The organism is Streptomyces sp. NBC_01808, from assembly GCF_035917395.1.
Classification (GTDB): domain Bacteria; phylum Actinomycetota; class Actinomycetes; order Streptomycetales; family Streptomycetaceae; genus Streptomyces.
In genome coordinates, this window is record NZ_CP109072.1 from 7992968 (window position 1) to 8018625 (window position 25658).

21 protein-coding genes are annotated in these 25658 nt (G+C 75.4%); 8 read left to right on the top strand and 13 right to left on the bottom strand.

Annotated elements, in window-relative coordinates; genetic code table 11:
• Positions 1–17: 17 nt before the first annotated feature.
• The 3 genes from OG946_RS34975 to OG946_RS34985 form a co-directional block, all read right to left on the bottom strand.
• Complete coding sequence (locus OG946_RS34975; RefSeq protein WP_326799945.1) at positions 18–797, bottom strand: NPP1 family protein; 780 nt, start codon at positions 795–797, stop codon at positions 18–20.
• A gap of 181 nt (positions 798–978) precedes the next feature.
• Positions 979–1389 carry a GNAT family N-acetyltransferase gene (locus tag OG946_RS34980; protein WP_326799946.1) on the bottom strand — a complete coding sequence of 137 codons (411 nt, stop codon included), beginning with the start codon at positions 1387–1389 and terminating at the stop codon, positions 979–981.
• Between the two features lie 102 nt (positions 1390–1491).
• Entirely contained in the window at positions 1492–3795 is a 2304-nt protein-coding gene (locus OG946_RS34985; protein ID WP_326799947.1) for an ATP-binding protein, read from the bottom strand.
• Between the two features lie 189 nt (positions 3796–3984).
• Here OG946_RS34985 and murA point away from each other — a divergent pair, with 189 nt between their 5' ends.
• On the top strand, positions 3985–5292 hold the full coding sequence (gene murA, locus OG946_RS34990; RefSeq protein ID WP_326799948.1) for a UDP-N-acetylglucosamine 1-carboxyvinyltransferase: 1308 nt from the start codon (positions 3985–3987) through the stop codon (positions 5290–5292).
• Between the two features lie 151 nt (positions 5293–5443).
• Positions 5444–5662, top strand: a complete 219-nt coding sequence (locus OG946_RS34995; RefSeq protein WP_047019472.1) for a hypothetical protein — start codon at positions 5444–5446, stop codon at positions 5660–5662.
• On the opposite strand, the gene OG946_RS35000 is transcribed toward OG946_RS34995, so the two are convergent.
• On the bottom strand, positions 5637–6923 hold the full coding sequence (locus OG946_RS35000; RefSeq protein ID WP_326799949.1) for a low temperature requirement protein A: 1287 nt from the start codon (positions 6921–6923) through the stop codon (positions 5637–5639). The two genes, OG946_RS34995 and OG946_RS35000, sit on opposite strands and share 26 nt — an antisense overlap.
• A gap of 252 nt (positions 6924–7175) precedes the next feature.
• Between OG946_RS35000 and OG946_RS35005 the strand changes: the two genes are divergently transcribed.
• Complete coding sequence (locus tag OG946_RS35005; protein WP_326799950.1) at positions 7176–8639, top strand: glycoside hydrolase family 47 protein; 1464 nt, start codon at positions 7176–7178, stop codon at positions 8637–8639.
• A gap of 54 nt (positions 8640–8693) precedes the next feature.
• On the opposite strand, the gene OG946_RS35010 is transcribed toward OG946_RS35005, so the two are convergent.
• Both OG946_RS35010 and OG946_RS35015 read right to left on the bottom strand, forming a co-directional pair.
• The gene (locus OG946_RS35010) at positions 8694–9449 is read right to left on the bottom strand and encodes a C39 family peptidase (protein WP_326799951.1); all 756 of its coding nucleotides are present in this window, start codon (positions 9447–9449) and stop codon (positions 8694–8696) included.
• Between the two features lie 67 nt (positions 9450–9516).
• The gene (locus OG946_RS35015; protein WP_326799952.1) at positions 9517–10509 is read right to left on the bottom strand and encodes an alpha/beta hydrolase; all 993 of its coding nucleotides are present in this window, start codon (positions 10507–10509) and stop codon (positions 9517–9519) included.
• Positions 10510–10687: 178 nt separating this feature from the next.
• Here OG946_RS35015 and OG946_RS35020 point away from each other — a divergent pair, with 178 nt between their 5' ends.
• Positions 10688–11671 carry an ArsR/SmtB family transcription factor gene (locus tag OG946_RS35020; RefSeq protein ID WP_326799953.1) on the top strand — a complete coding sequence of 328 codons (984 nt, stop codon included), beginning with the start codon at positions 10688–10690 and terminating at the stop codon, positions 11669–11671.
• A gap of 4 nt (positions 11672–11675) precedes the next feature.
• On the opposite strand, the gene OG946_RS35025 is transcribed toward OG946_RS35020, so the two are convergent.
• The 4 genes from OG946_RS35025 to OG946_RS35040 are packed head-to-tail and all read right to left on the bottom strand — an operon-like array spanning position 11676 to position 17684.
• Complete coding sequence (locus tag OG946_RS35025; RefSeq protein WP_326799954.1) at positions 11676–12896, bottom strand: type III PLP-dependent enzyme; 1221 nt, start codon at positions 12894–12896, stop codon at positions 11676–11678.
• The gene (locus tag OG946_RS35030) at positions 12893–14638 is read right to left on the bottom strand and encodes an IucA/IucC family protein (RefSeq protein WP_326799955.1); all 1746 of its coding nucleotides are present in this window, start codon (positions 14636–14638) and stop codon (positions 12893–12895) included. Before OG946_RS35030 ends, OG946_RS35025 begins: the two co-directional genes overlap by 4 nt.
• Positions 14638–16506: an IucA/IucC family protein gene (locus OG946_RS35035; protein ID WP_326799956.1), complete on the bottom strand. Its 1869-nt coding sequence runs from the start codon at positions 16504–16506 to the stop codon at positions 14638–14640. Before OG946_RS35035 ends, OG946_RS35030 begins: the two co-directional genes overlap by 1 nt.
• Positions 16503–17684 (bottom strand): ATP-grasp domain-containing protein, encoded by a 1182-nt coding sequence (locus OG946_RS35040; protein WP_326799957.1) that lies wholly within the window; start codon positions 17682–17684, stop codon positions 16503–16505. Before OG946_RS35040 ends, OG946_RS35035 begins: the two co-directional genes overlap by 4 nt.
• A 301-nt stretch (positions 17685–17985) precedes the next feature.
• Here OG946_RS35040 and OG946_RS35045 point away from each other — a divergent pair, with 301 nt between their 5' ends.
• Positions 17986–19266, top strand: coding sequence for an MFS transporter (locus tag OG946_RS35045; protein WP_326799958.1), 1281 nt, complete (start codon positions 17986–17988; stop codon positions 19264–19266).
• 24 nt (positions 19267–19290) lie between these two features.
• Here OG946_RS35045 and OG946_RS35050 read toward each other — a convergent pair whose 3' ends face one another.
• Positions 19291–20325 carry a P1 family peptidase gene (locus OG946_RS35050; protein ID WP_326799959.1) on the bottom strand — a complete coding sequence of 345 codons (1035 nt, stop codon included), beginning with the start codon at positions 20323–20325 and terminating at the stop codon, positions 19291–19293.
• Positions 20326–21069: 744 nt separating this feature from the next.
• The gene (locus OG946_RS35055) at positions 21070–21687 is read right to left on the bottom strand and encodes a hypothetical protein (protein ID WP_326799960.1); all 618 of its coding nucleotides are present in this window, start codon (positions 21685–21687) and stop codon (positions 21070–21072) included.
• Between the two features lie 212 nt (positions 21688–21899).
• Here OG946_RS35055 and OG946_RS35060 point away from each other — a divergent pair, with 212 nt between their 5' ends.
• Positions 21900–23102, top strand: a complete 1203-nt coding sequence (locus OG946_RS35060) for an IS110 family transposase (protein ID WP_326799961.1) — start codon at positions 21900–21902, stop codon at positions 23100–23102.
• Positions 23103–23147: 45 nt separating this feature from the next.
• Here the strand turns inward: OG946_RS35060 and OG946_RS35065 are convergent, their stop codons facing one another.
• Positions 23148–23579, bottom strand: a complete 432-nt coding sequence (locus OG946_RS35065) for a hypothetical protein (RefSeq protein ID WP_326799962.1) — start codon at positions 23577–23579, stop codon at positions 23148–23150.
• Positions 23580–23770: 191 nt separating this feature from the next.
• Between OG946_RS35065 and OG946_RS35070 the strand changes: the two genes are divergently transcribed.
• Both OG946_RS35070 and OG946_RS35075 read left to right on the top strand, forming a co-directional pair.
• Positions 23771–24982 carry a sensor histidine kinase gene (locus OG946_RS35070; protein ID WP_442814660.1) on the top strand — a complete coding sequence of 404 codons (1212 nt, stop codon included), beginning with the start codon at positions 23771–23773 and terminating at the stop codon, positions 24980–24982.
• On the top strand, positions 24979–25581 hold the full coding sequence (locus OG946_RS35075; protein ID WP_326799964.1) for a response regulator transcription factor: 603 nt from the start codon (positions 24979–24981) through the stop codon (positions 25579–25581). The genes OG946_RS35070 and OG946_RS35075 overlap by 4 nt, the downstream gene beginning before the upstream one ends.
• Positions 25582–25658: the final 77 nt, after the last annotated feature.

Below are 25658 nucleotides of genomic sequence, written 5' to 3' on the forward strand. Positions count from 1 at the left end.
CGGGGCCCTCGGACGGGTTACGGGGCGCCGGGGTCGAACGGGACGCCCGCGGGCAGGGCCTTCTCCAGGTGGGAGACGAAGGAGGAGTCCTTGAGGCCGAAGTTGGCGCTGCCGAAGTCCGTCGTGGAGAGCTTGTCGCGCAGCCCCGCGGGATAGCCGTTCCAGCCCACCAGGTCGGGGAACTGCCAGCCGCCGTGGTGGTTCTCCGGCGGTTCGTCGTTGCCGGTGGCGGGGCGGAAGGCGTGGGTGCCGACGCCGTCCTTGTGGTAGACGACCTTGGGGTGGGTGCCGTCCCAGCGGATCTGGTCGCGGGGGTACGTGTCGAAGTCGCCGTGGGCGGAGGTCGAGACGTACTGCGCCTGGTCGTTCCGGATCCACACCACGACGTGTTCCCAGTCGTGCCGGTGCCCGAAGAGACCCGTGCCGGGCAGGGCCTGGTCCTTCTCGAAATACAGGCCGTAGACGACGGCGCACCAGCCGTTGTTGCACTTCGCGCGCGCGTAGCCGTTGGTGTTGTCCAGGTCCGCCGCGTCGCGGCAGCCGCCGTCGAGCGCACCGCCCGGCTCCAGCCCCGGGTTGACCGTGCCGTCGGGGCCGATGGCCGGGGTGGGATAGCAGCCGTCGGTGTCGTAGTCGTACGCGGGCTGGAAGGTCTGCTCCAGGCCCTCCGCGTTGGCCGGCAGCGCCTGCGGCGGTGCGGCGGCCGCCGCGGAGGCGGCGTGCGGTACGGCGACGACGAGCGTGAACGCGCCGCCCAGGACGGCGGATACGCGGCGGATCCGGCTGCTCGACCTCATGCGGCCTCCCCAGGCGGCTTCGTGGAGCCCCGACGACCGCCATCCTCCGGCCACGGTCACCGGCCGGGCAACGGCGCAAAGCCGCCCATGGGCGACATGTGACGCGGCGGTCGGGCGAAGTGCCGGTGGCCGCGCGGTGGCGCCGCGCCGTCGCCGCGGTGCGCGCAGGCCGGCCGGCCGGTCAGCCGGGTCGGCCGGTCAGCGGGATGAGGCCCGCGGGCGTCGGCTCGAAGCCGCAGCCGTCGAAGTAGAACGGGCGCAACTCGTCGTCGAAGTCGACGTGCAGCCACTCGCACCCGGCCGCGCGGGCACCGGCCACCGCCGCCGCGACCAGGGCGACGCCGATGCCCTCGCGCCGCCGTGCCGCGGGCACGACGGTGTCCAGGACGAAGGCGTGCACGCCGCCGTCCCAGGCGACGTTGACGAAGCCGACGAGCGCGCCGCCGTCCCGGGCGCACACCCAGCCGAGGCTGTGCCGGTCCAGTTGCGCGCGCCAGTCGGTGTCCAGGACCCGGTGGTGGAAGCCTTCGGCGTGCAGGACGTTGACGTCGGCGTTGTCGAACTCGCCGCGCCACTCGTACGTGATCGTCATGGGCCGAGCGTACGGGCGCGGGGCGCCGCCGGGCGCGGGGCAGCGGCCGTACGCCCGCCGGCCGGCGCCGTACCGGCCGGGGCGCCGCCGGGGCAGCGGCAACTACTCCAGGACGGCGGGGATCTCGCGGCGCGAGGTGATCCCCAGCTTGGCGAAGATGTGCTCCACGTGCGCGTCCGCTGTCCGCTTGGAGATCACCAGTCGCTCCGCGACCTCCCGGTTGGACAGCCCTTGCGCCACCAGCGCGGCCACCTCGCGCTCCCGCCGCGTCAGGGCGGGCGCCGCGGTCCTGCCGTCCGCCTCCGGAAGCGCCGTCGCCGCGTGGTCCGCCGCCGCGCCGGGCGGCTCGTCCGCGTCGGCCCGTACCGCCGCGAGGACCGCCGCCCCCGGCAGCCGCGCCCCGCGCCCGCGCCACCGGCCGAACTCCTCGGCGCCCAGCGCCTCCGCCACCGCCTCCTCCACCGACTCCTGCTCCTCCAGCAGCGACGGCAGCATGCTCACCGGGTCGCCGTTGAGCCGCCGGGTGTTCTCCGCGTAGCCGAGCAGCCAGGCGGCCCTGACGTACCGCTCCTCGCGGGCGGCGTGCCAGGACAGCGCCAGGCACGCCAGCGCCACGATCAGCGCCTCGCCGATCTCGCTCGCCGCCTCCAGCCCCCGGTGCAGCGGCTCCAGACTCGTCTCGTACTCCCCGGCGAGCCACTGGATGGCGCCCTGGACCACCAGCGTGGAGGCGAACAACTGCCGGTCGCCCGTGCCCTCCAGATACCCGAGGCCCGCCTCGCAGAGCCGCAGCGCCTCGGCGGTGTCGCCCAGCACGGCGCGCAGCAGCGCCTCCTCGTAGTGCACGACCCCCCTCCCCAGGCCGTCCCTGGCCGCCATGGTCCGCTGCCGCGCCTCCGCCAGCGCCGCCAGGGCCGCCAGGCCCTCGACCCCACCGTCCAGCGCTGTCAGCGCCCCCAGATACGCGTCGGCGAACCGGCTGACGCGCTCCGTCCCCGCTTGCTCCGCGGCGTCCCGCGCCAGCGGGAAGCGCTCCGCCGCCGTCGGCAGGTCGGCCGTCCAGATCCCGAGGATCCCGGTCATCAGCAGGCCCCAGGCCCGCTGCTCGCAGACCGCGGGGGCCAGGTCGAGCCCCTTGTCGATCCGGTGCCGGCCCTCGGACAGGGTGCCCACGGCGCGCCAGTACGGCGCGAGCTGAGCCGCCAGCCACAGACCGTCGCGGGCCCGCTCGGGGGTGCCGTACGCGTAGGCCATGGCCAGCCGGATGTCGGCGATCCGGTCCCGTACGGCCGCGTGCAGCCCGAGCTGCGCGGGGGTCAGCAGCTCGTCCCAGAAGCGCTGCCCGAACTCCCGCATGAACGCCAGAGGCCGCTCGCGCACCGCCTCGACGTCGCCGGCGCGGGCCAGCCAGTCGGCGCCGTACTCGCGGATGGAGTCCAGCAGCCGGTAGCGGTCGCCGTCCTCGCCGGTGCGCTGGACCACGGACTTGTCGACGAGCCCGATCAGCGCCGGCAGCACGTCCTCGCGCGCCAGCTTGCCGCCCGCGCACACCCGCTCCGCGGCCGAGACGTCGAAGGGGCCGGCGAAGACCGACAGCCGGGCCCACAGCAGCCGCTCGTGCGGGGTGCACAGCTCGTGGGACCAGCCGATGGCGGTACGGAGCGTCTGGTGCCGGGTGTGCGCGGTGCGCCGGCCGCCGGTCAGCACCTCGAAGCGGCGGTCGAGCCGGCTGGCCAGCTCCGCGAGCGGCACCGCCCGCAGCCGTACCGCGGCCAGCTCCAGTGCCAGCGGCATCCCGTCGAGCCGGCCGACGAGTGCGAGCAACTGCTCGCGGTTGGCGTCGGTGACCGCGAAACCCGGCACCACGGACGCCGCGCGCTGCACGAACAGCTCCAGCGAGTCGGCGGGGTCCAGCGGCGCTATCGTCAGGCAGCGCTCGCCCGGCACGTCGAGCGGCTGCCGGCTGGTGGCCAGCACGCTGACGCCGGGGGCCTCGCGCAGCAGCACGTCGGAGACCATCGCGCAGGCGTCCAGCAGGTGCTCGCAGGTGTCGAGGACGATCAGCAGCGTCCGCTCGCGCAGATGCGCCACCATCGCGTCCAGCGTGCCCATGCCCGGCTGCTCCGGCAGCTCCAGCACCGCGGCGAGCGAGGTGAGCAGCAGCTCGGGATCCCGCAGCCCCGACAGCTCCGCCAGCCATACGCCGTCGGGGAAGCGGGCGGGGAGCCCGGCGGCGGCGCGCATCGCCGTACGGCTCTTGCCGACCCCGCCGGGGCCGGCAAGCGTGACGAGCCGCGACCGCGCCAACTCGGCGCGGATCAGGGTGATCTCCTCCGTCCTGCCGACGAAGCCGGTGAGCTCCACCGGGAGTTCTCCGCCGCGCCGCTGGCCGAAGCCGAATCCCATGGCACCCCCGGGGGCAGTCCGTCCACGTCGTGGTCGCGATCCCACCTCAGCGTACGCAGACAGCTGCACAGCGTGCAGGCCGTACGGCCGCCCTCACCCGTTCGGGACGAAGGCGCGGCCCGAAGCTGGTAATGGAGCCGGTGCGGGGCCGGGGGGCGGGGCCCGGGGGCGCAGTCGTAGGCTGCACGGGTGACTGGGAAGCTGTGGCAGATCGAGCCGTCCGGACCGCTCCGCGGTGACGTCACCGTGCGCGGGGCGAAGAACGCGGTGAGCAAGCACATGGTGGCCGCGATGCTCGGCTCCGGGCCGAGCACCATACGCAACGCGCCCGACGTCGGCGAGGTCGGCATCACCGCCCGGATGCTGGAGCACGTGGGCATGAAGGTCGAGCGCACCGACGGCGAGGTCACCGTCGTTCCGGCGCCGGTGGCGGACCCGAGCGTCGACAAGGCGTTCACCGGGCTCAACCGGATCCCGATCCTGCTGCTCGGGCCGCTGCTGCACCTGACCGGCGAGGCGTTCGTGCCGATGGTCGGCGGCGATCCGATCGGCCGCCGTCCCGTCGACTTCCACCTGGACGCGCTGCGCCGCTTCGGCGCCGAGGTGGAGCTGGCCGAGGACGGCATCCACGCCAGGGCCGCCCGGCTGCGCGGCACCCGCGTCGACCTGCCGTACCCCAGCGTCGGCGCCACCGAGACGGTGCTGCTGACCGCCGTACGGGCCGAGGGCCGCACCGTCATCCGCAACGCCGCGACCGAGCCGGAGATCGTCGAGCTGGCGCTGTTCCTGCAGCGCATGGGCGCGCGGATCTCCCTCTATCCGGACCGCCGCATCGTCGTCGAGGGCGTCGACGCGCTCGGCGGCGCCACCACCCGGCTCGGCGGCGACCGGATCGAGGCGTTCTCCTACCTGGTCGCCGGGCTGGTCACCGGGGGAGAGGTGCGGGTGCACGGCTGCCCGCAGGACCGGCTGGTGACGCCGATCACCACGCTGGCGCGGATGGGCGCCCGGTTCGAGATCACCGACGAGTGGATCACGGCCTCGGCCCCGCGGACGCTGCGCGCCGCGGCCGTGCAGACCGACACCCACCCGGGCTTCGCCACCGACTGGCAGACGCCGCTGATGGTGCTCTTCACGCAGGCCGAGGGGATGTCGGTGCTGCACGAGACGGTGTACGAGAACCGGCTGGCGTACGTCTCCGCGCTGCAGGGCATGGGCGCCGAGATCGAGGTGTACGACACCTGCCTGGGCGGCCCCGCCTGCCGCTACCACGACACGGGCGCGCTGCACTCCGCCGTCGTGCGCGGCGTCAGCGGCCTGCGCGGCGGTGACGTCACGATGCCCGACATCCGCGCCGGGTTCTCCGCCGTGCTGGCGGCGGCGGTCGCCACCGGCGGCTCGACGCTGCGCGGGGTGCACCACATCGAGCGCGGCTACCACCGGCCCGTCGAGCAGTTCCGCGCGCTCGGCCTGGAGCTGCGCAGCCGCGAGGAGTAGCGGCGGCGAGGAGCAGGGGCGGCCGCGGGAGGCGGTGCACCGGGGGATGCGCGGTCCCGGCGTACGGAACCCGCGGCTCGCGGGGCCGGATGCCGGGTGCGGGTGCCGGGTGCGGGGCGTGTTCGGGGACGGGAACCGGGAGGGGACTCACGTGGAGTGGTGGTGGGTGGCGGCCGCCGTGCTGCTGGGCGGGGCCGGGGTGGTGGCCGCGGGCTTCCGGCAGGCCGCCGACTCGCCGCGGCGGCTGTCGGGGCGCTCGCAGCGCGCGGCGCGCGGCCTTTCCGTGGTGCTGATCGGCGTCGCGGTGTTCTTCGGGCTGCTGGTGGCGGTGGGCAAGTTCCTGCTCACGACGGGGAACGGCGGGCTCTGAGCGCCGCCAGCATCCGCTGCTGGTGGCGGTGGCCGACCGTCTCGTAGCCGATGACGGTGACGAACGGGGCGAGTATCACGACGAGCAGGCACACCGCGACCGGCGTCCCGGCGACGGAGAGCAGCACCGCCGCGCCCAGCACGGCGAGCGTGAGCGAGATCAGCAGCACGTGGAAGAGGTCCCTGGCGGACAGCAGCAGGGTGTGCAGCGCGTAGACGACGAGCAGGTACAGGCCGACGGGCAGCGCGAGGGAGAGCACCACGGCCGTCTCGCCGATCGCCGCGTGGTGCTCCAGGTACAGCCCGGCCACGTGCAGCCCGGCGCCGGCGCCCGCGATGCCGGCGAAGACGGGGATGTGCCCGTACCCGAAGAGGTATCCGCGGGCGCGCCGGTGCACCAGGATGTCGCCGAAGGGCGTGGTGAAGTACACCCACCACATGCCGAAGGTCAGCCCGACGCCGGCGACGACGACGGCCACGGCGTTCGCGGTCCACTCGGTGCCGTTCGGGCCGCCGAGGAGGCTGCCGGAGGAGGCGACGGTGCCGACGACGCCCTCGCCGAGGGTGATGATCGCGAAGAGGCTGTACCGCTCGGCGACGTGGTGCGGGTGCCACGGCGTCCCGCCAGCGCCGCCCTGGGTGAACACCGGCAGCAGCAGCTCCAGCGCCGTGAACACCACGTAGGCGACGATCACCAGCGCGAACGACAGCCTGGTGAACCCCACCACGAGCCAGCCGGCCTGGGCGATCACGGTCCAGCGGATGTTGGCCATGCACACGTCGTGGTATTCGGGTGACTCCTGCGCGGCCCGCCACCACTGCGCCACCATCGCGATCCGCATCACGACGTAGCCGATGACGATCGCGCGGATCTCCAGGTGGTGGCCTTCCGCGACGGAATGGAACATCGCCGGCAGGCCGAGCGCGAAGATGACGACGCCGATCATCTGCAGCATCGTCAGCGACCGGAAGAGCCAGTCGTCGGTGCCGAACGCGGACGCGAACCAGCTGAAGCTGATCCACGCGATGCTGATGGCGAACATCGCCAGCGTGAACGCCACCACCGCCCGCCAGGCGTGGTCGCCGGCGGACATCTCGGCGAGGAACGACGCGGCGGTGCCGACGGCGACCACGAACGTCAGGTCGAACAGCAGCTCCAGCGGGGTGACGGCCCGGCCGCGCTCCCCGGGGTCGCGGCCCGTCATCGGCACCCGGCCGTGTGCCACCCGCCCGCCGCCCGCGGCGGCTGCGGAGTCGGTCATGGCGCGATGATGCCCCATCGGACGGCGCTCGCCGCGGGGGCTCGCGCGGGGTGCCGTGGGCGCGTACGCCGCCGCCGTACGGACCGCGCGGCGCACCCGGCGCCCACGGCGAACCCGTCCCGCGGGCAACGCGACACTCCGCGGGCACCATTGACACCGCCCCGAGCCCCGCTAGCCTCGATTCACGACCGCACGTGACAACGATGTCAGGCGCGTCGGGGGGCGCGTCCACACCGCGAAGGGGCAGCATCGATGGGCACCGCCGCACACCACCGCACCCCTCTCTCCCGCCGCCGGCTGCTGGCAGCCGCCGCCGCGACGTCCGCCGCAGGCGCCGGCGCCCTGGCGCAGGCCGCGCCCGCGCGGGCCGTGCCGGGACCCGCCGCGCACCCCGCGGCCGCCGTGCGCGTACCCGCGGGGGCGCACGCCGCGCGCGAGATCCGCGCCGAGTTCCTGCACGCCTGGAACGGCTACCGCGCCGCCGCCTGGGGCCACGACGAGGTACGGCCCGTCTCCGGCACCTCGAACGAGTTCTTCGCCGCGGGCCACCCCGTGGGCCTGTCCGTGATCGAGGCGCTGGACACCCTGTACGTGATGGAGCTGGACGACGACCTGACGGAGGCCACCGACTGGCTGGAGCAGAACCTCGACTTCGACATCGACGCCGACTTCCACGTCTTCGAGGCCATCATCCGCGTCGTCGGCGGGCTGCTCGCCGGCCATCTCGTCACCGGCCGGCAGTCGCTGCTCGACCTGTGCGTCGACTTCACCGACCGGCTGCTGCCGGCGTTCACCAAGTCGCCCACCGGCATGCCGTACACCCGCGCCAACCTGCGCACCGGCGAGGTGCACGGCACCACCCCGCCGCTCGCCGAGATCGGCACGAACATCCTGGAGTTCGGGATGCTCTCGAAGCTCACCGGCGACGGCAAGTACTACGAGGCGGCCAAGCGCGCCTACCGCGCCGTGCTCGACCGGCGCTCCTCGCTGGACCTCCTCGGCACCCGGCTCGACGTCGAGACCGGCCGCTGGACCGACCCGACCGACCAGGGCCCCAACCCGCCCGTCGACTCCTTCTACGAGTATCTGTGGGGCGCCTGGGAGCTGTTCGGCGACCGGGACTGCCTGCGCTGGTGGCGGCTGCTCAACGGCGCCATGACCGAGCACCTGGTGGAGGAGTGGGACGGCCATGTCTGGTACCGCCAGGTCGACTTCGCCACCGGCGAGACCACCGGGCGCCGCCAGTCCGAGCTGGCGTCGTTCTGGGGCGGCCTGGTAGCCAAGGGCGGCGACCGGCGCCTGGGCGAGCGCTACCACCGGTCGTGGGAGTCGGTCCTGCAGCGCTGGCCCGTGCTGCCCGAGGAGATCGACTACGGCACCATGACCCCGACCTCGCGCGGCAACCAGTTCCGGCCCGAGTACGTCAACGGCGCCTTCGACCTGTACTGGCTGACGAAGGACGACTTCTACCGCCGCACGGCGTGGCAGTACTTCGAGGGCATGAAGGCCCACGCCCGGGTCCCCGGCGGCTACACGATCCTGGAGGACGTGACGACCTCCCCGATGCGCCAGGGCGACCTGTTCCCCGCCTACGCCTTCGCGGAGAACTTCAAGTACCTGTACCTGATGTTCGCGCGCACCCGCCGCTTCGACGGCGGCGACTACGTGCTGTCGACCGAGGGCAAGATCCTTCGCGGCCTGCCCCGCCGCCTGTGAGAGCCGCCGGGGCCCGCCCTCCCGCGGACGGGCCCCGGCGCACCCGGCGGGGTGTCAGGCGGCGTAGCCCTTCGGCGGGATGAGCGTGGCGAGCTGGTCGAAGGAGAGCCAGTAGATCTGGTTGCCGCCGAAGGACGCCGGGTCGGCGATGAGGACGGTGCGCTGGGCGTCGTCGTAGCCGATCACCGTGAAGTAGTGGTAGATCGTCTGGTCCGGCGGGTAGCCGGGCGGCTGGTTGCCGGGCGGCGCGACGATGTTCGCGACGACGGGGTAGCCGTTGTCGACGTCGAGCACGATGTCCTGCCACAGCAGGTCGCGCTGGGCCTGCGTGGGCGGGTCGTTCGGCATCTCCTTGGTCTCGTACCAGCCGGTGCCGAGGTTGGCGTTGAGCACGCCGGTGACCTGACTGATGTGGTCGGTCCCCGCCTCGGTGGTGCCGAGCTGGGTCGCCAGCGCGCCCTGGCTGGGCGGGGCTGTGCGCGCGGACAGCGCGATGCGGGTGGCGGCCGGGCCGCACCAGTAACCGGTCTCCTGGACCTGGTAGTCGACGTCCAGCGTACGGGCGGCCGCGGTCCTTTCGCCGTCGACGTGCAGCCGGGTGCCGGGGCGGTTCTGGCCGCTGACGACGGCGGTGCCGGAGGCGGTGCCGCGCGCCAGGACGGAGGCCACGGTGGGGCCGGGGGCGGGGACAGGCGCGGCGGTGGCCGGGGCGGCGAGCACGGCGCAGGCGGCGGTGGCCGCGAGCGCGGTGGCGATGGCCGTCGGGACGAGGCGGGAGCGGGGAGCGCGTGGAGTGCGGTGCTGACGCATCGGGTCTCCTGGAGTGGGGGGTCGTGGGGGCGTACGGGCGCGGACGGGCCCGTACCGGATCCGGCTGCTACGCCTTGCGCAGCCGGGCGATGATGCCGTCGAGGTCCTGGCGGAACATCTCCGGGCGGAAGACGTGCCCGCCGGGCTCCTCGCGCCATTCGTGCGGGATGCCGGCGCCGGCGAGGGCGCCGCGGAACTCCCGCTGGCCGGCCAGGACCTGGGTCTCGTTGGCGGTGTCGAACCAGTTCACCGGGTCGGGGCTGGTGCCCGCAACCAGGAACACCCGCTTGTTGCGGTAACTGCCAAGCCGTTCCATCGGGTTGTCGGCGCTGACCCGCGCCTCGTTCCACAGCGGCGCGCCGTAGACCGTGCCGCCCGCCAGCTCCACGGCGGCCGACGACACGTTCGCCCAGTGCACCACGAGCCCGGCGTCCCGGCGCAGGCTCGCCGGGCCCGAGTGGGAGCTGACCGAGGCGAAGTGCCCGTAGTACTTGGCCGCGTACTTCAGCGCGCCGAAGCCGCCCATCGAGAACCCGCCGACCGCGCGCCCGTCGTACTCCGCGTACGTGCGGAAGTTGGCGTCGATCCACGGCAGCAACTGGGCGATGTGGAACGTCTCCCAGTTGCGCGGCCCGGCGTTGGAGGAGACGGGGTTGGAGTACCAGCCGGCGTGGCCGCCGTCCGGCATCACGACGATGACGCGCCTGCCGGCGGTCAGCGCGCGGATGCCGAGCCGGTCGAACTGGATGAAGTCCGCGTCGGTGCCGCCGCCGTGCAGCAGGTAGAGCACCGGGTAGCGGAGCCCGCTGTCGTGGTAGCCGTCGGGAAGCAGGACGTTGACGCCCGGGTCCCAGCCGATCGCGTCGGTCGCGAAGCGGTAGTACCACATGCGCGGGTCGGACTCGTTGCGCTCGGTGATCCGCAGGCCGAAGCCGTCGTTCGCGGCGCCGGCGGGCGCCGCCGCGGCGAGGATGCCGGCGCCGCCGGCTGCCACCGCCGCCGTGAGGCCGCCCGCGGCCCTGAGCACGCGCCGGCGGGTGGGACGGGTCTCGCTCACCATGACCTCCTGGGCCGTGTCGATTCGTGTCGCCGGGCCGGGGTCCGCCGGCCCGGGCCGGTGCGCTCCCGTGTCAGGCCACGGATCGTAGGCGGCGGCCCGCGGCGCGGCGGGCGGGGCTTTTCCGGCTCGGTCGAAAAGCCCACGGCCGCCGCGGCGTTGGAGGGCCTAGCGTGACGGAATGGCCGGCACGCTCCGCATCCACTTCGGCGACCGGGACTTCCGGCACGTGCAGTTGACCGGGACCGCCGACCCCATGTGGGAGGCGATCCTCGGGCTGCACGTGCTCAGCACGCCCCCGGCCCGGCTGCCCGCCCGGCTGCGCCCGTGGCGGCGGCGCGCGGCGGCGCGGCTGCACGACCGCGAACTGCGCGCCGCCTGCCGGCTGCTGCGCGACCTGGCGCCCGCCGACGCCGCGTACTTCCCCGACTTCCTCACCCCGGTCGAGTCCGAGGAGGGCCTGTCCGCGGCGCTGGAGACGCTGCTCGCCACGCCCGGCCGGCGGCTCGCCCGCGAGCTGCGCGAGGCCGCCCGGCACCGGCCGCTGCCCGCATGGACCCGGCGGCTTGCGGCGGGGGACCGGGCGCAGCTCGGCCGGGTCGCGGACGCCGTACGGCAGTTCCACGCGCGGCTCATCGTGCCGGAGTGGAGCGAGGTGGAGGCCACCATCGCCGCGGACCGCGAGTGGCGGACGGCCGCGCTGGACGGCGGGATGCCCGCGGTGCTGGGCACGCTGCGGCCGTTCCGGTGGCGGGGCGGGGTGCTGACCGCGCCGTACCCGGTCGACTACGACCTGCGGCTGCGCGGCCGGGGCGTCCGGCTCATCCCGTCCTTCTTCTGCCACACCGCGCCGATCGCCATCGCCGACCCCAGCCTGCCGCCGGTCGTGGTCTATCCGGTACGCCGCCACCCGGCCGGGCCGGGACCGGGGCGGCCGCCGCCGGCGCTCGCCGCGCTGCTCGGCACGGCCCGCGCCCGGGTGCTCGACGCGCTGGCCGCCACCGCCACCACCGGGTGGGTCGCCGCCCGCCTCGGCATGCCGGCGTCGACCGTCAGCGGCCATCTGACGGTGCTGCGCGGCGCCGGGCTGGTGCGCAGCGAGCGCGCGGGCGCGCACGTCGTGCACCGGCTGACCGGCCGCGGCCGGCACCTCCTCGGCCGCTGACCCCTCACCCGGGTCCGCCGAGGAAGTGGAAGCCGGGGTGCGGGTGCATGAGGAAGCCGTGGTGCGAGATGTTCCAGGCGTACGCGCCCGCCAGCGAGAACACCACCAGGTCGCCGGCGCGCAGCCCCGCCGCCGGAACGCCCCGCGCCAGCACGTCCTTCGGCGTGCACAACTGCCCGGATACCGTGACCTCCGCCCCGCGCGCCGCCGGCCGCGGCCAGGGGTGCGGCCACGGGCGGGGCGAGGGGAGGACGGTGCAGGGCTGGTCGTGGCCCTTCGTCGCCGGGGTGCGCAGATGGTGGGTGCCGCCGCGGACCACGGCGAACTCCTCGCCGTGGCTGCGCTTGACGTCCAGCACCTCGGTCGCGTACCAGCCGCAGTACGCGGTCAGCGCCCGCCCCGGCTCGACGCGCAGCGTCAGACCGGGGTGCGCCACGGCCAGCTCCGCGAGGCCGCTGCCGTACGCGCGCCAGTCGAACCGGCCCTCGGGATCGGCGTAGTCGACGGCCATGCCGCCGCCGACGTTGACCTCCAGGCCCTGCGCGCCGAGCCCGGCCCGCCCGGCGAGCCGCAGCGCCCCGGCCACCACCGAGCGCGCCACGCCGAGCAGCCGCGGCGCGTCCAGCCCGCTGGCCAGGTGCGCGTGCACGCCGCGCAGCCGCAGCCGCGGGTACGCGCCCCCCGCGAGCAGCCGCGCGGCCTCCCCGGCGTCGGCGGGATCCAGGCCGAAGGGGGACGGGCGGCCGCCCATGTCCAGCGCGCTGCCCGCCAGCGAGCCGTCGGCGACGGGCAGGTTGACGCGCAGCAGGACGTCCGTCCCCGCGTCCGGCGCGGCGTCCGCGGTCTGCGCGCCGAGCACGCGCAGCTCGTGCAGGCTCTCGACGTGCACACGGTGCACCCCCGCCGCGCGTCCGGCGGCCAGCTCGTCCGGCGTCTTTCCGGGCGCGCCGAAGGCGAGGCGGCGGCCGGGCACGGCGGCGGCGACGTGGGCGAGTTCGCCGCCGGAGGAGACCTCGTAGCCGTCGACGTACGGCGCGAGGGCGGCCAGGACCGCCGGTTCCGGGTTGGCCTTGGCGGCGTAGTACAGCTCGACGGGCGCCGGGAGCGCGGCGCGTACGGCGGCCGCGTGGGTGCGCAGGGCCGCCAGGTCGTAGACGTACGCGGGCAGCTCCCCGGGCGCCAGGGCGTCGAGGCGGGCCAGCACGGCGGGGGTCGGGGCGGTCAACGGTGGCTCCGGCGGGGCGAGTCGGGAGGCGGGTCGGCGAGCGGGTTCGGCAGGTGGACGTAGCCCGCCTCGCGGTCCGCGCGGCGGCCCCAGCGGGTCAGCAGGTTGGCCTTGGCGGGCAGCGGCGCCCCGCCGAGCAGGGCGCGCAGCCGGGGCGGGTCGCCGAGATCGCGGGCGCAGTCCAGCAGCACGGCGCGGACCCGCGCCCACAGCGCGGCCTCGGCCCGCGGGTGCAGGTCGGCGAGCGCGGCGAGCATGTCGGCGACGTGGTTGACCAGCAGGCAGTACACCACCCGGTGCCAGCCGCGGCTCGCGTCGTACGTCATCGGCCCCGCCACCTCCGCGGGCAGCGCGGCGAGGGCGACGGCGTGCCGGTCGGGGAGCAGCTTGGTGCCCTCCAGGTCGCGGAAGACCACCTGCGCCGGCATCCCCTCGGCGTCGACGCACAGCAGCACGTTCTGCAGGTGCGGCTCCAGCACCACGCCGTGGTCGAAGTAGGCGGCGAGGACGGGCGGGACGAGCAGTTCCAGATACGCGGACCACCAGTCGAGGGCGGTCTGCGGGGCGGCGGTGGGCGGCAGCCGGGAGAGGTGCGCGGGGCCCGCCGGGTACTCGTCGGCGACGGCGGCGGCGAGCAGCGGCGTGACGCCGGGGCGCAGCACACCGGCCAGCCCGTCGCGCACGATCACCCCGAAGCCTTCGAGAAGCGCCGGGTCCGGCGCGCCGCCGGGTCCCGGCAGCGCCAGGCTGCGGTAGGCCGGTTCGCGGAGCAGGGCGGCGGCCGGGTGGCGGGCGGCGAGGGCGTCGAGCACGGGGTGCAGCAGCCGGGTCAGGGCGACCGCGCCGGACAGCTCGTAACGGGAGTTCTTGCGCACGCAGTTGGTGATGCGCACGTTGAGGCTGAACTTCAGGAAGCCGTCCCCGGTGTGCAGCGTGCGCACGGAGGCGGTCGGGGTGCACGGCGGGCCGCCGGTGCCGAGGTCCAGTACGTCGCCGCGGTCGAGGGCGGCGCGCAGCGCCGGGTGGCCGGCGAGGAGTTCGTGCTGCCAGGGGTGGACGGGCAGCAGCCGGTAGCCGTCGGGGACCGGGCGGAGCCGGTCGAGCGGGGCGGCGGCGCCGGGCCGCGCGGTCTCCTCAGCGGCCAGACGGGCCCGTACCGCGAGGTGGCGCAGCGGGAAGGCGCCGCCCGCCTCGGGGGCGTACGCGGACCAGGCGGCGGTGCCGCCGTCGCGGGCCTTGGGCGTGGGGTGGAAGCGGTGGCCGAGCGGTAGCGACTGCTCGGAGTCCAGATACGCGGCGAGCGGCCCGGCGCCGGCCGCGGGCGCCGACCGTTCGCGTACGGCCGCCAGCGCGTCGGCCGTACCGCGGTGGCTGGCGGCGACCTGCTCCAGGAACTCGTCGTTGCGCACGCCCGTACGCGCCGACAGCTCGTCCTGCACCAGCTCCGCCAGCCGCCGCCAGCCGGCCTCCGCCCAGTCGCCGTCGCGCCATTCGGCGGCCGGACCGCGGAAGCGGTGCGCGCCCAGCAGCGAGGTGCGGCGCACCGCCACGCGCAGCAGCACGCCCCGGCGGGGCAGCCGCAGCAGCAGCCGGCCGCCGTCGACGGTGGCCTGCCGCGCGGGTCCGCAGACCTCCCGCAGCAGGCAGTTGAGCAGGGTGTGCGCCACGGCCTCGTCGGCGGTCGGCAGGCCGGCGGGGGAGGCCGTCGCGGGCACGGTGGCGGGTGAGGCGGTAAGGGGCATCAACGGTTCCAGCCGGTGGACGGGTACGGGACGGTGCCGGGCCGCGGCCCGGGGGCGGCGGCGCGGAGGTAGTTCGGTCCTGTGGTGTAGTGCTTGTTGATGTCGGCCGCCCCCGAGCGCTCCTTGGACAGGAGCGTCCCGGCGGTGACCATCGCCTTCACCGGCAGGTGCCCGGCGGTCAGCACGTGCGCGCGCAGCACGGCGCCCGGCTCGCCCGGTCCGGTGCCGAGCCGGCCGACGGCCTCGGCGAGGCGGTCGCGTACGAGGGCGAGCAGCGCCGCGAGCGGGGCGCGGCCGTGCCGGGCGAGCCCGAACGCGTAGGCCCCGGCGCACAGATGGACGGTGATCGTGGCGAAGACGTCCGCGACCGGACCGTCGCCGTCGCACAGCGTGCGGGCGTCGGCGAAGTCGCCGGGGCCCGGCGCGTCGGGCCCGAGGGCGGCGCGCAGCCGGGCGTGGTGGATGCGCGGCCCGTCGTCGTCCTTGAACAGCAGCCGTACGCGCGGGCGGCCGTTCGCGGTGCGGCCGGGCGGGTCGAGGACGAGCGAGACGTTCTGCTGGTGCGACTCCAGCGCGACGCCGTAGCCGAAGAGTGTGGTCTGGAAGTCGAAGAGCAGGGTGAACAGGTCGTCGAGCAGGGCGAGGGGGTCGCCGCCGTGGCAGCGGTCGGCGAGGTGGTCGAGGACCAGCCGGCCGCCGGGGGCGGGGGCCAGCAGGGCGGCCAGCGGGACGACGAGCGCGCCGTCGAGCCCGGCGGGCTGGCGGCGGCAGAGCGCGGCGAGGAGGTCGTGGTCCGCGTGCGCGTAGGCGGTCTCGTCGGCGTGCAGCACGGTGCCGCGGAAGCGCGGCTCGCGCCGGACGACGGCCTCCAGCAGGCGCTGGACGGTCGCCCCGTCGGCGAGGGTGGCGGGCTTGACGGTGCGCCGGTTGCGCAGGCCGAGGGTGGCGGTGGCCAGCGGCAGCTTGAGGTGCAGCCGGGGGTCGGCGGCCGAGGCGACGGTACGCATCGAGAGCGTCGGCACCACGTCGAGGTACGGAACGGGGGCGAGCGCCGCCCGTTCTGCCAGGCCGCTGGCGCGCAGCGCGCCGTCCAGCGGGGCGCCGAGGGTCAGCGGGTGGACGGGCAGGGCGAGATGGGTGCGGTCGAGCGCGGCCGGCAGCCCGAGGGCGGAGGGGGCGGGCCAGGCGGCGGGCGGGTCCGGCGCGGCTCCCGGGTCGAGGGCGCCGCGCAGGGTGAGGGCGTCGTACGGCAGGGCGAGCCAGCGCAGGGCGAAGCGGGGGTGGAACTCGGGGGCGTAGGCGCGCAGTTCCGCCTCGCCGAGGCCGGCGCGCCCGCGCGAGGCGGGGTAGACGGGGTGGTCGAGGCGGGCGGCGAGCGTGTCGTACGCGAGGGTGCCGGCGTGCCCGGTCCAGCGCGCCGGTTCTGCCCCGTACCGCGCGGTGAGCGCCGCGGCCGTCGCGTCCCGGGAGGCGCTGTGCAGCCGCGCCGCGGCCAGCGCCTGCCGGCACTCCCCGGCGAAGTCGGCGAAGCCGCCGCGGTCTTCGGGCCCGGCGCGGCCCGCCAGGGCGTCGAGGACGGCGTCGAGCCCGGTGATCTCGGCGGTCGCGTCGCCGCTCTCGCGGAGCAGCAGCGGCAGGCGGGCGCCGTACGTGCCCTGGAAGCCGTCCGGCGCCACGGGCAGCAGCAGCGCGCCGGGTCCTGCGGGGTCTGCGAGGCGCAGCCAGCGCCCGTCCGCCCGGTCGTGCGCCGTCGTACGGGTGCGCAGCCCGGCGGCGTCCTCGCGCAGCAGCGTGCTCAGCACCCGCAGCGTCAGCTCCGCCTCCTCGCCGTCCACGCCGCCCGTGGAGCCCGGCGCGGCCCCGGTCACGGCGTGATCTCCCAGCGCTGCGCGGCCAGGAAGTCCGCCACCACCCGGTCCACCCGCCGCTGGTCGGTGCCGATGCCGCGGGCCACGCCGAGGAAGTCGCGGTTGGTGCGGTGCAGTTCGTGCCGCTCGCCCACCGCGCGCAGCGGCCGGTACGTCAGCTCCACCCCGTCCACCACCAGGTCCGCGGGACCCGGCGCGGCCGTCAGCGTTCCGGCGGCGCGGGCGCACGGGTAGGACAGCCGGGCCCGCCCGTCGGTCCGCGTCCCCAGGTCCGCGGGCAGCGGCTCGCCCAGGTGCGTGCGGAGGATGTGCGCGAAGAGCGGGATGCCGAGCAGCCGGGCGAGCAGCAGGTCGCACTGGTCGCCGATGGCGCGGTAGTTGACCTCCACGAGCCGGGCCCGGCCCGCGCTCACCACGAACTCGGTGTGGCAGGCGCCGAACCCGACGCCCAGCGCGTCGAGCTGCCCGAGCACCTGGGCCGTGACGGGGCCGGGGTGCGCGGGCACGTAGGACATGTGCTCCTCGACGAAGTACGGCGGCGGCGACAGCTCGGTGTGGAAGCCGCCGAGGAGGTGGCGTACGCGGCCGTCGCCCAGCGTCTCCAGCGTGTACAGCTCGCCCGCCAGGAACTCCTCCACCACCAGCGCCTCGCCCGGCCGCCGCGCCCGGATCTCCGCGCACCGCCGCACCAGCTCCGCCGCGTCGGCCGCCAGCACCACGTCCTCGCTGGCGACGCCCTCGCGCGGCTTGACCACGCACGGGTACGGCACGTCCAGCGCCGCCGGGTCCGCCCCGGCCGGCAGCTCCGCCGCCCGCACCGGATCGGCGCCCGCGGCGGCGAGCCTGCGGCGCATCTCGGCCTTGTCCTTGGTGGCGTGGGCTGCCCGCCAGCTCTTGGCGGGCAGCCCGAAGTAGCCGGCGGCGAGCGCGGCCTGCGTCTGCAGGTGGTCGCTGTTGGTGAAGACCGCGTCCGGCCGGTGGTGGGCGGAGATGCGGGCGATCACGGCGCGGAAGTCGCGTACGTCGCAGCCGAGGGTCTCCGGCTCCGGGGCGCGCAGCCGGTGGGCGGCGGGCTGGTCGGTGAGTACGGTGACGTCGAGGCCGAGGCGGCGTGCGGCGGGGAGGAAGCCGTCCGTGACCGAGTCGGTGGGGTTGCGCGCCAGCAGATATAACCGCACGGAATCCTGACCTGACACCTTCCTGGAAGCACCCGCCACCGCGGCAGAGGTAAGGCTTACCTTACTCTGTCGATCACTCGCCGGTGCACGGGGCGGGAAAACCCGCCGGGGGTCCGCGCCGCCCCGGCGCCGTACGGCCGCGCGGCGGCCGCGGGAGTCCACGTACCGAAATGGGTTTGAGCCCGCGGCGGGGTCGGAACGACACTGCGGGAGGAGCCGTGCCGCGACACGGTTCCCCTGCCATGCCCGCGCGGCCGTCGCCCCGGCGCTGACGAGTCACCGTTTCGAAAGAGAGCCCCCGATGGCCACCGCCTCGCGCCGCCGGCGCCTGTCGCTGTCCCTGATGTTCCTCATACCAGGGCTGTCGCTCTCGTCGTGGGTGACGCGTACCCCCGACGTCCGCGACGAGCTGGGGGCGTCCACCGCGGAGATGGGCCTGATCCTCTTCGGTCTGTCCGTGGGCTCCACCATCGGCATCGCCACTTCTGGGGCGCTGGTGGCCCGGATGGGCACCCGGCCGGTGATCGGCGGCGGCACGGTGCTGATCGCGCTCGGGGTCGCGGGGGTGGGGACGGGGGCGCTCGCCTCGTCGGCGGCCCTCGTCACCGCCGGGCTCTTCGTGTTCGGCCTCGGCGGCGGCTCCGGCGAGGTCGCGCTGAACGTGGAGGGGGCGGAAGTCGAGCGGCTGCTCGGCAGGTCCGTGATGACGGCGCTGCACGGCTTCTTCAGCCTCGGCACCGTGCTCGGCGCGAGCCTCGGCATGCTGGCCACGGCCGCCGGCTTCCCCGTGCAGTGGCATCTGATCATCATGTCCGGCGTCGCGCTCGCCGTCTTCCTCGCCTCCTTCGGCGACGTACCGGGCGGCGTCGGCAAGCGGACCGCCACGGCCGCGGAGGCGGACGCCGCCGAGGGGAGCGAGGGTGCGGCCGGCGGCCGACCGCTGTGGAAGGACACCCGGCTGCTGCTGATCGGCGCGGTCGTCCTGGCCATGGCGCTCGCCGAGGGCGCGGCGACCGACTGGCTGCCGCTGCTGATGGTCGACGGCCACGACCTCGACGCCGCGCTGGGCTCGCTGGTGTACGTGGGCTTCGCCACCGCCATGACCGTCGGCCGCTTCTGCGGCGGCTTCTTCATCGACCGCTTCGGGCGCTATCTGGTGATCCGCACCAGCGCGATCTCGGCGGCCCTCGGGCTGGTCGTGGTGATCTTCGTCGACCATCCGGCGGCCGCCGGCGCCGCGGTGCTCTTCTGGGGTCTCGGCGCCTCGCTGGGCTTCCCGGTCGCCATCTCGGCCGCCGGCGACTCCGGCCCGAACCCCACGGCCCGGGTGAGCATGGTGGCGATGATCGCGTACGCGGCCTTCCTGGTCGGCCCGCCGGGACTCGGCTTCCTGGGCGACCACTACGGGCTGCGCTCCGCGATGATCGCCGTCCTCGCGCTGGTCGCCACGGCGATCTTCCTCGCCCCCGCGGTGGGCGAGCGCCGCCCCGCGGTGGCGGACGTCAAGAACGACCCCGAGACCGCCCCGTGGCGCGCCCCCGAACCGGCGGACGACGCCGCATGCGCGGACCGCGACCGCTGAGGCTCCGGCGTCCCGGCCCGGTATTCAGCGCGGGCCGAGCAGGCGGAGCAGCCGGCCGGCCGGCAGGGCGTACCGGGTGCGGCCCGCCGGGCCCGTCGTCGTCGTGGCGGCGAGCAGGGAGTTGAGCACGGCCTCCTCGACGGCGTCCATGACGCCCTCGAAGAGCGGGTCGAGAGCGGCGTCCGGCGGCGGCGGGCCGCCGGGCCGTACGCCGAAGGCGATCGCGTAGTCGCCGCTCCCGTGCCCGTACGCCGCGCCCGTCCTGGCCAGCGCGAAGACCGCCCGCCGCGCCACCCGGGTCAACTGCCGGGCGTCCAGCGGCGCGTCGGTGGCCGCGACGACCATGCACGAGCCGGCCTCTGGCGCGGCTCCGGGGCCGGGGACGCCGAGGTCCGCGGGAGTGACGGTGCGGCCGAGGACGCGCAGCGTGCCGCCGAAGTTCGCCTGGACGAGGACACCGACGCACGCGCCCCGCCCGCCGGTCTCCACCAGCCGCGACGCCGTGCCCACACCCGACTTGAAGCCCAGCGCCGCCACGCCCGTGCCCGCGCCCGTGCACCCCTCGGCGACCGGGCCGCCGGCCGCCGTGTCGAGTGCGGCGCGCACGTGCTCCTCCCGTACCGGCCGGGCGCGGATGTCCGACAGTAGGCCGTCGTTGCACTCGCCGACGACCGGGTTGAGACTGGTCACGTCCGCGCACGCGGGCCGCTCCAGCATCCAGCCGACGAGCGCGTCGGCCGCCCGGAACGCCGACAGGGTCGAGGTGAGCAGCACCGGCGTCTCCAGCGCGCCCAGCTCGGCGAGCTGCGTGCTGCCGATCAGCTTGCCGTACCCGTTCCCGGCGAACACCCCGGCGGGCAGCGGCGCCCCCGGGTGCACGTCCCCGGGCACGATCGCTGTGACGCCGCTGTGCAGCAGCGGGGGTTCGCGCAGCGTCACGTGCCCCACGCGCACGCCCGGCACGTCGGTGATCGCTCCGTAAGGACCGGCCGGGAGCCGGCCCGCCACCAGCCCCAGGTCCCGGGCGCGGCGCCCGGCGGGCGCGGCGAGTTCGTCCATGAAGCCGCAGGCTACGCCTCCTTCGCCGGCGGCGGCATGTTCCACACCTGCACACGCCGGTGTTGCGGGACGCGGTGACGAAGCGCCGGCCGTCCGGGGAGACCGCCACCGCGGCGACCAGCTTGTGCGCCTGGATCGACCGCGCGGCCGGGACGCCGCTCTCCAGGGCGAGCACGTGCACCTTCCCCTCGCCGCCGCCGGTGACGATCCGCCGGGCGTGAGCGCGGCGTGTACGAAGAGCGCGATGCCCCATTCGCCCGTGTGCCGGTGCACGTCCAGCGGCCCGGTGACCGGCTCGGCGGTCCTGAGTTCCCACACCCCCACCGTGCCGTGGCCCGCCGGCCACGACGCGCTCGCCGTCCGGTGTCACCGCGACCGACTTGACGATGTTCGCGTACGTGTCGATCTCGCCGAGCAGCTTCCACGGCGCGAGGCGCCGGATGCGCAGCAGCCCGTCGCCGCCTCCGGCGATCACGCGGCGCCCGTCCGGCGTCATCGCCGGCGACTGGATCCCGCCGCGCTGCTGCGCGCGGGCACCCGGCCTCGACAACAGCCGTTCCCGCCACCCTGCCACGCCGTACTCCCCTCCGCGGGCACCGCCGGATCACCGAAGGCCGCGACGGACCACCGCGGTCCGCTCGCCGGCGCCCCAGGCTCACACGCGGGGCCGGGGACCCCTCCCGTGACCGTATGCGGACATGCCGGACCCGGCGGCGGGGGCGCCGCGCCACCGGGCCCGTACCGTCAGTGGGCGAAGAGCAGTTCGGCGGCGATCACCACGTCCACGACCCCGCACCACTCGGCGAACGTCGGGGACACGATCCCGTCGAGCCTGCGCATCCGCAGGTGGACGAAGTCCCACACGCCGTGGAAGAGCCAGCCCGCCGCCACCAGATACCGCCCCAGGCCGGGGTCCACCGCGAGCCCCGCCAGCGCGAGTCCGCAGAACAGCACCGCGCCCGCGCTCTGCAGCCCGAAGACGGCCCCGCCGTGCGGCGTGCCGCGGACGGCCCCCCACAGCAGCAGGCCCGCCGCGACCGCCACCAGCACGGTCGACGGCGCCACGAGCCCCGTCGTCCGCAGCGCGACCATCACCGCGACGCCCGCGCCGAGCGTAGGCCAGGTCCAGCGCGGCCGGCCCGCCTGGGTGACGATCAGGTAGAGCAGCGGCAGCAGGGGCAGCGCCTCGCCGAAGGCGTCGACCGCGCCGCCCGGGTCGCCGTCGCCGCCGGAGAACAGGCCGGGCACGGTCAGCGCGAGCGCCAGCGCCGTCGGCCAGCGGCGCAGCAGCGCCCGCGCGGGGCCGTTCCCGGCGGGGGCGCTCTCGCCGGCGGGGGGCTTCGGGTACGTCGTCACGGACATGGGAACTCCGTAAGTTGTTGGGCGGCCCGGGAGGGCCGGATGTGGCTTATGGGTTCTTGCCTTCAGTGGCTTCCAAGGAGTGGCCGTCCGGTTCTCCGGGGCGCCCTGGCTGCTGATTGAGATGTGCGCGCTGTGTGCGGTCGCTGATTACGGAGATGACAGCGGGGTGTTCCTCGGGCCGGCGGCATGCTGTACGGAACGAGGAGGGGCGAGTGAGTAAGCGACAGGTCCGGGTCTGGGCCGGTATCGACGCGGGCAAGGGCCATCACTGGGCCGCGGTGGTCGACGACACCGGCGCCACGCTGTGGTCGAAGAAGATCGACAACGACGAGTCCGCGATCCTGACCGCGCTGGGGGAGATCCTCGGCCTGGCGGACGAGGTCTGCTGGGCGGTGGACATTGCCGGCACGTCCTCCGCGCTGCTGCTGGCTCTGCTCGCCGCCCACGGCCAGCGGGCCGTCTACGTGCCCGGCCGCACGGTCAACCGCATGGCCGGGGCTTACCGGGGCGAGGCCAAGACCGACGCCCGTGACGCCTACGTCATCGCCGAAACCGCCCGCCACCGCCGGGACTTCGCCACGATCGACGTGCCCGCGCAGCTGGCCGCCGACCTCGCACTGCTGACCGCCCACCGCGCCGACCTGGTCGCCGACCGGGTGCGGATGATCAACCGGCTCCGCGACATGCTGACCGGCGTCTTCCCCGCGCTGGAACGGGCCTTCGACTACTCCGCACACAAAGGTGCGCTGGTCCTGCTGACGGGCTACCAGACACCGGCCGCGATCCGGCGCCGTGGCCGGGCGAGACTGACGGCCTGGCTGGCCAACCGCAGCGTGCGCGGCGCCGACGCCGTTGCCGAGACCGCACTGGATGCCGCCCAGGCACAGCAGACCGCGCTGCCCGGCGAGGACGTCGCCGCTCAGCTCGTCGCCGACCTGGCCACGCAGATCCTGGCCCTGGACGACCGGCTCAAGCAGATCGACAAGCAGATCCGTGAGGTGTTCCGCAGCCACCCCCAAGCCGAGATCATCGAGTCCCTGCCCGGCATGGGCCCGATCCTCGGCGCCGAGTTCATCGTCGCCGCCGGCGACCTGACCGCCTACACCGACGCCGGCCACCTCGCCTCCGCAGCCGGCCTCGTGCCCGTCCCACGCGACTCCGGCCGGCGCACCGGCAACATGCACCGGCCCAAGCGCTACAGCCGCCGCCTGCGACGGGTGTTCTACCTCTCCGCGCAGACCAGCATCATCCGCGAAGGCCCGAACCGGGACTTCTACCTCAAGAAGCGCGGCGAAGGCTGCAAACACGTCCAGGCCGTCATCGCCCTGGCCCGCCGACGCGCCAGCGTCTTGTGGGCACTCCTGCGCGACAACCGAGCATTCACCCCCGCCCCGCCGGCCACGCAGACGGCTTGACTTCATCATTGAGACTCCTCGGTACGCAAGGGGGATCGGGCGGGGTCAGGCGCCGTACTCGGCGCGGCGGCGCAGCATGACCAGCAGCATCAGCGGCAGCATCGCCAGGTGCTCCAGCACCGGCAGCGAGTCCGGCGGCACCGCGCCCAGCCACAGCAGCGGGAACAGCACCGCCGCGGGCAGGAACATCGCGCCGCACATCTCGGCCGTGTTCCGCACGCCGTGGCCGCGGTGGCGCATCCACAGCGCCATGCCCGCCGACATGCTGAACGCCATCTCCAGGCTCGCCAGTTCTGGGTGGCGCTCCGCGGACAGCTCGAAGCCGGCGAGCGCCAGCCCGCCGCGGACCAGCGCGCCGAGCACGAGCATGCCGGCGGCCATCGCCACCACCATCTCCACGTAGTGGCGCGCGAAGTGCCACCAGCCGTGGCCCTGCTGCGCCGCGGGCCGGGCCGCGGTCTCGACGGGTGTCTGCACTGCGGTCTCCTTCGGGTACGGGGCCGGGGTATCCCGGCGCCGTTCCAGACTGGCGCCGCGGCGGGCCCGCCAGTAGTGCCGAAGCCGCACGTCCGGGCGTGCCGCCGTCACCTCCGCGCATGACATCTGTCATGCGGGTACGGGCCGTACGGCACGGGCCGCGGGCGTGCGGCTGCTGCCACAATGTCGGCGTGCGCGACGGGGTGAGCGAACGCGGGACCGGGCTGACCGGCTTCCGCCGGTACACGTGGTGGGCGGTGCCCGGCACGGCCGTGCTGTGCCTGCTGCCGCTGTACGGCGGCTGGCTGCTGGACGGCGACGTGCCGGCGTGGGCCCCGGTACCGGCCGTGGCGGCGCTCGCCGTCGCGGCGGTGGCCGGTGCGGTGCTGCTCAGCGCCCGGCTGGCACCGCAGGACCCGGACGGCGCCGGTCCCGTACGCCCGCCGCGCGGCTGGCTCTTCGCCGACCTCGCCGCCACCGCCGTGCTCGCCGTCATGCCGCTGCTGCGGCAGAACTACGGCCTGTGGGGCCTCGCCCCCGCGATCGCCGTCGCGATCGGCGCCACGTATCTGACCGGCCGCCGCCGGCTGGCGTTCGTCGGCGGGGCCGTCGCGCTGGCGACGCTGCCGGGCGGCAGCGTCGCCCTCGCCGCCGGGGACGGGGAGTTCCTGTACGCCGCGCTCTTCCCGGCGGGGCTGGTCGCGTTCAGCGTCTGGATGCTGCTCGGGCCGCTGTGGGCCTGGGACGTCGCGGGGCGGCTTGACCGGGCGCGGCGGCTGGAGGCGGAGGTCGCGGTCAAGGACGAGCGGCTGCGGTTCGCCGCCGACCTGCACGACATCCAGGGGCACCACCTCCAGGTCATCGCGCTCAAGAGCGAGTTGGCCGCCCGGCTCGCCGAGCGCGACCCGGCGCGCGCCGCCGCCGAGATGCGCGACGTACGGCAGTTGGCCGCTGACGCGCTGCACGACACCCGCGCCGTGGTGCACGGCTACCGCAGCACGACGCTCGACGACGAGATCGCCAACGCCACCCGGGTGCTCGCCGCGGCCGACATCGACGCCCGGATGACGCTCGACCCCGCGGCGGTCGCCGCGGGCCGCGCCGCGCCCGCGCGTCATCTGCTGGGCCTGGTCGTACGGGAGGCCACCACCAACGTGCTCCGGCACAGCAGCGCCCGGCGCGCCGAGGTCGACTACCGGCTGGCAGGCGGTCTCGCGCGGCTGCGGTTCAGCAACGACGGCGCCTCGGAACCATCCGCTGCCTCCCGGCCATCCGGCTCCGGCCTGCCCGGTCTCGCCGAGCGGCTGCGCGCCGCCGGCGGCGAGCTGACCTGGGCCCGCGACGGCGACCGCTTCGAGGTCGTCGCCTCGCTGCCGGGCCGGGCGAACGGCGCCGCCCGGTGATCCGGCTGCTCCTCGCCGACGACGAGGACCTCCTCAGAAGCGCTCTCGCCGCGCTGCTCGCGCTGGAGGACGACCTCGACGTGGTCGCCGAGGCGGCCACCGCCACCGACGCGGTGCTGCGTGCCCGCGAGCACCGCCCCGACATCGCCGTGCTCGACCTGGAGATGCCGCCCACCGACGGGCTCACGGCCGCCGGGGAGATCCGCGCGGAACTGCCCACCCAGGTCGTCATCGTCACCCGGCACGCCCGGCCCGCCGTGCTGCGCCGCGCGCTGGCGGCGGGGGTCCGCGGCTTCGTGCCCAAGACGACCCCCGCGGCGCGGCTCGCGGAGATCGTCCGGGACGTCGCCGCCGGCCGCCGCTACGTCGACCCGGACATCGCCGCCGCCGCGCTGACCGAGGACGACTGCCCGCTCAGCGACCGGGAGCTGGAGGTGCTGCGTGCGGCCCGTACCGGCGCGTCGGTCGCGGAGATCGCCGCCGAGGTGCACCTCGCGCCCGGGACCGTACGCAACTACCTCTCCGCCGCGATGGCCAAACTCGGCGCGAACTCGCGGCACGCCGCCGCGCACCGGGCCTGGCAGCAGGGCTGGATCTGAGCGGTGCGCCGACGGCCCCCGCCCGGGGGTGAATCGAGCCCCGAGCGGGTCAAGGGACGGTGAAATTTAGGGGGATT

Coding starts and splice junctions, on each gene's coding strand:
- OG946_RS34975 (WP_326799945.1), bottom strand. CDS start 797: ATGAGGTCGAGCAGCCGGATCCGCCGCGTATCCGCCGTCCTGGGCGGC.
- OG946_RS34980 (WP_326799946.1), bottom strand. CDS start 1,389: ATGACGATCACGTACGAGTGGCGCGGCGAGTTCGACAACGCCGACGTC.
- OG946_RS34985 (WP_326799947.1), bottom strand. CDS start 3,795: ATGGGATTCGGCTTCGGCCAGCGGCGCGGCGGAGAACTCCCGGTGGAG.
- OG946_RS35000 (WP_326799949.1), bottom strand. CDS start 6,923: ATGACCGACTCCGCAGCCGCCGCGGGCGGCGGGCGGGTGGCACACGGC.
- OG946_RS35005 (WP_326799950.1), top strand. CDS start 7,176: ATGGGCACCGCCGCACACCACCGCACCCCTCTCTCCCGCCGCCGGCTG.
- OG946_RS35010 (WP_326799951.1), bottom strand. CDS start 9,449: ATGCGTCAGCACCGCACTCCACGCGCTCCCCGCTCCCGCCTCGTCCCG.
- OG946_RS35015 (WP_326799952.1), bottom strand. CDS start 10,509: ATGGTGAGCGAGACCCGTCCCACCCGCCGGCGCGTGCTCAGGGCCGCG.
- OG946_RS35020 (WP_326799953.1), top strand. CDS start 10,688: ATGGCCGGCACGCTCCGCATCCACTTCGGCGACCGGGACTTCCGGCAC.
- OG946_RS35030 (WP_326799955.1), bottom strand. CDS start 14,638: ATGCCCCTTACCGCCTCACCCGCCACCGTGCCCGCGACGGCCTCCCCC.
- OG946_RS35045 (WP_326799958.1), top strand. CDS start 17,986: ATGGCCACCGCCTCGCGCCGCCGGCGCCTGTCGCTGTCCCTGATGTTC.
- OG946_RS35050 (WP_326799959.1), bottom strand. CDS start 20,325: ATGGACGAACTCGCCGCGCCCGCCGGGCGCCGCGCCCGGGACCTGGGG.
- OG946_RS35055 (WP_326799960.1), bottom strand. CDS start 21,687: ATGTCCGTGACGACGTACCCGAAGCCCCCCGCCGGCGAGAGCGCCCCC.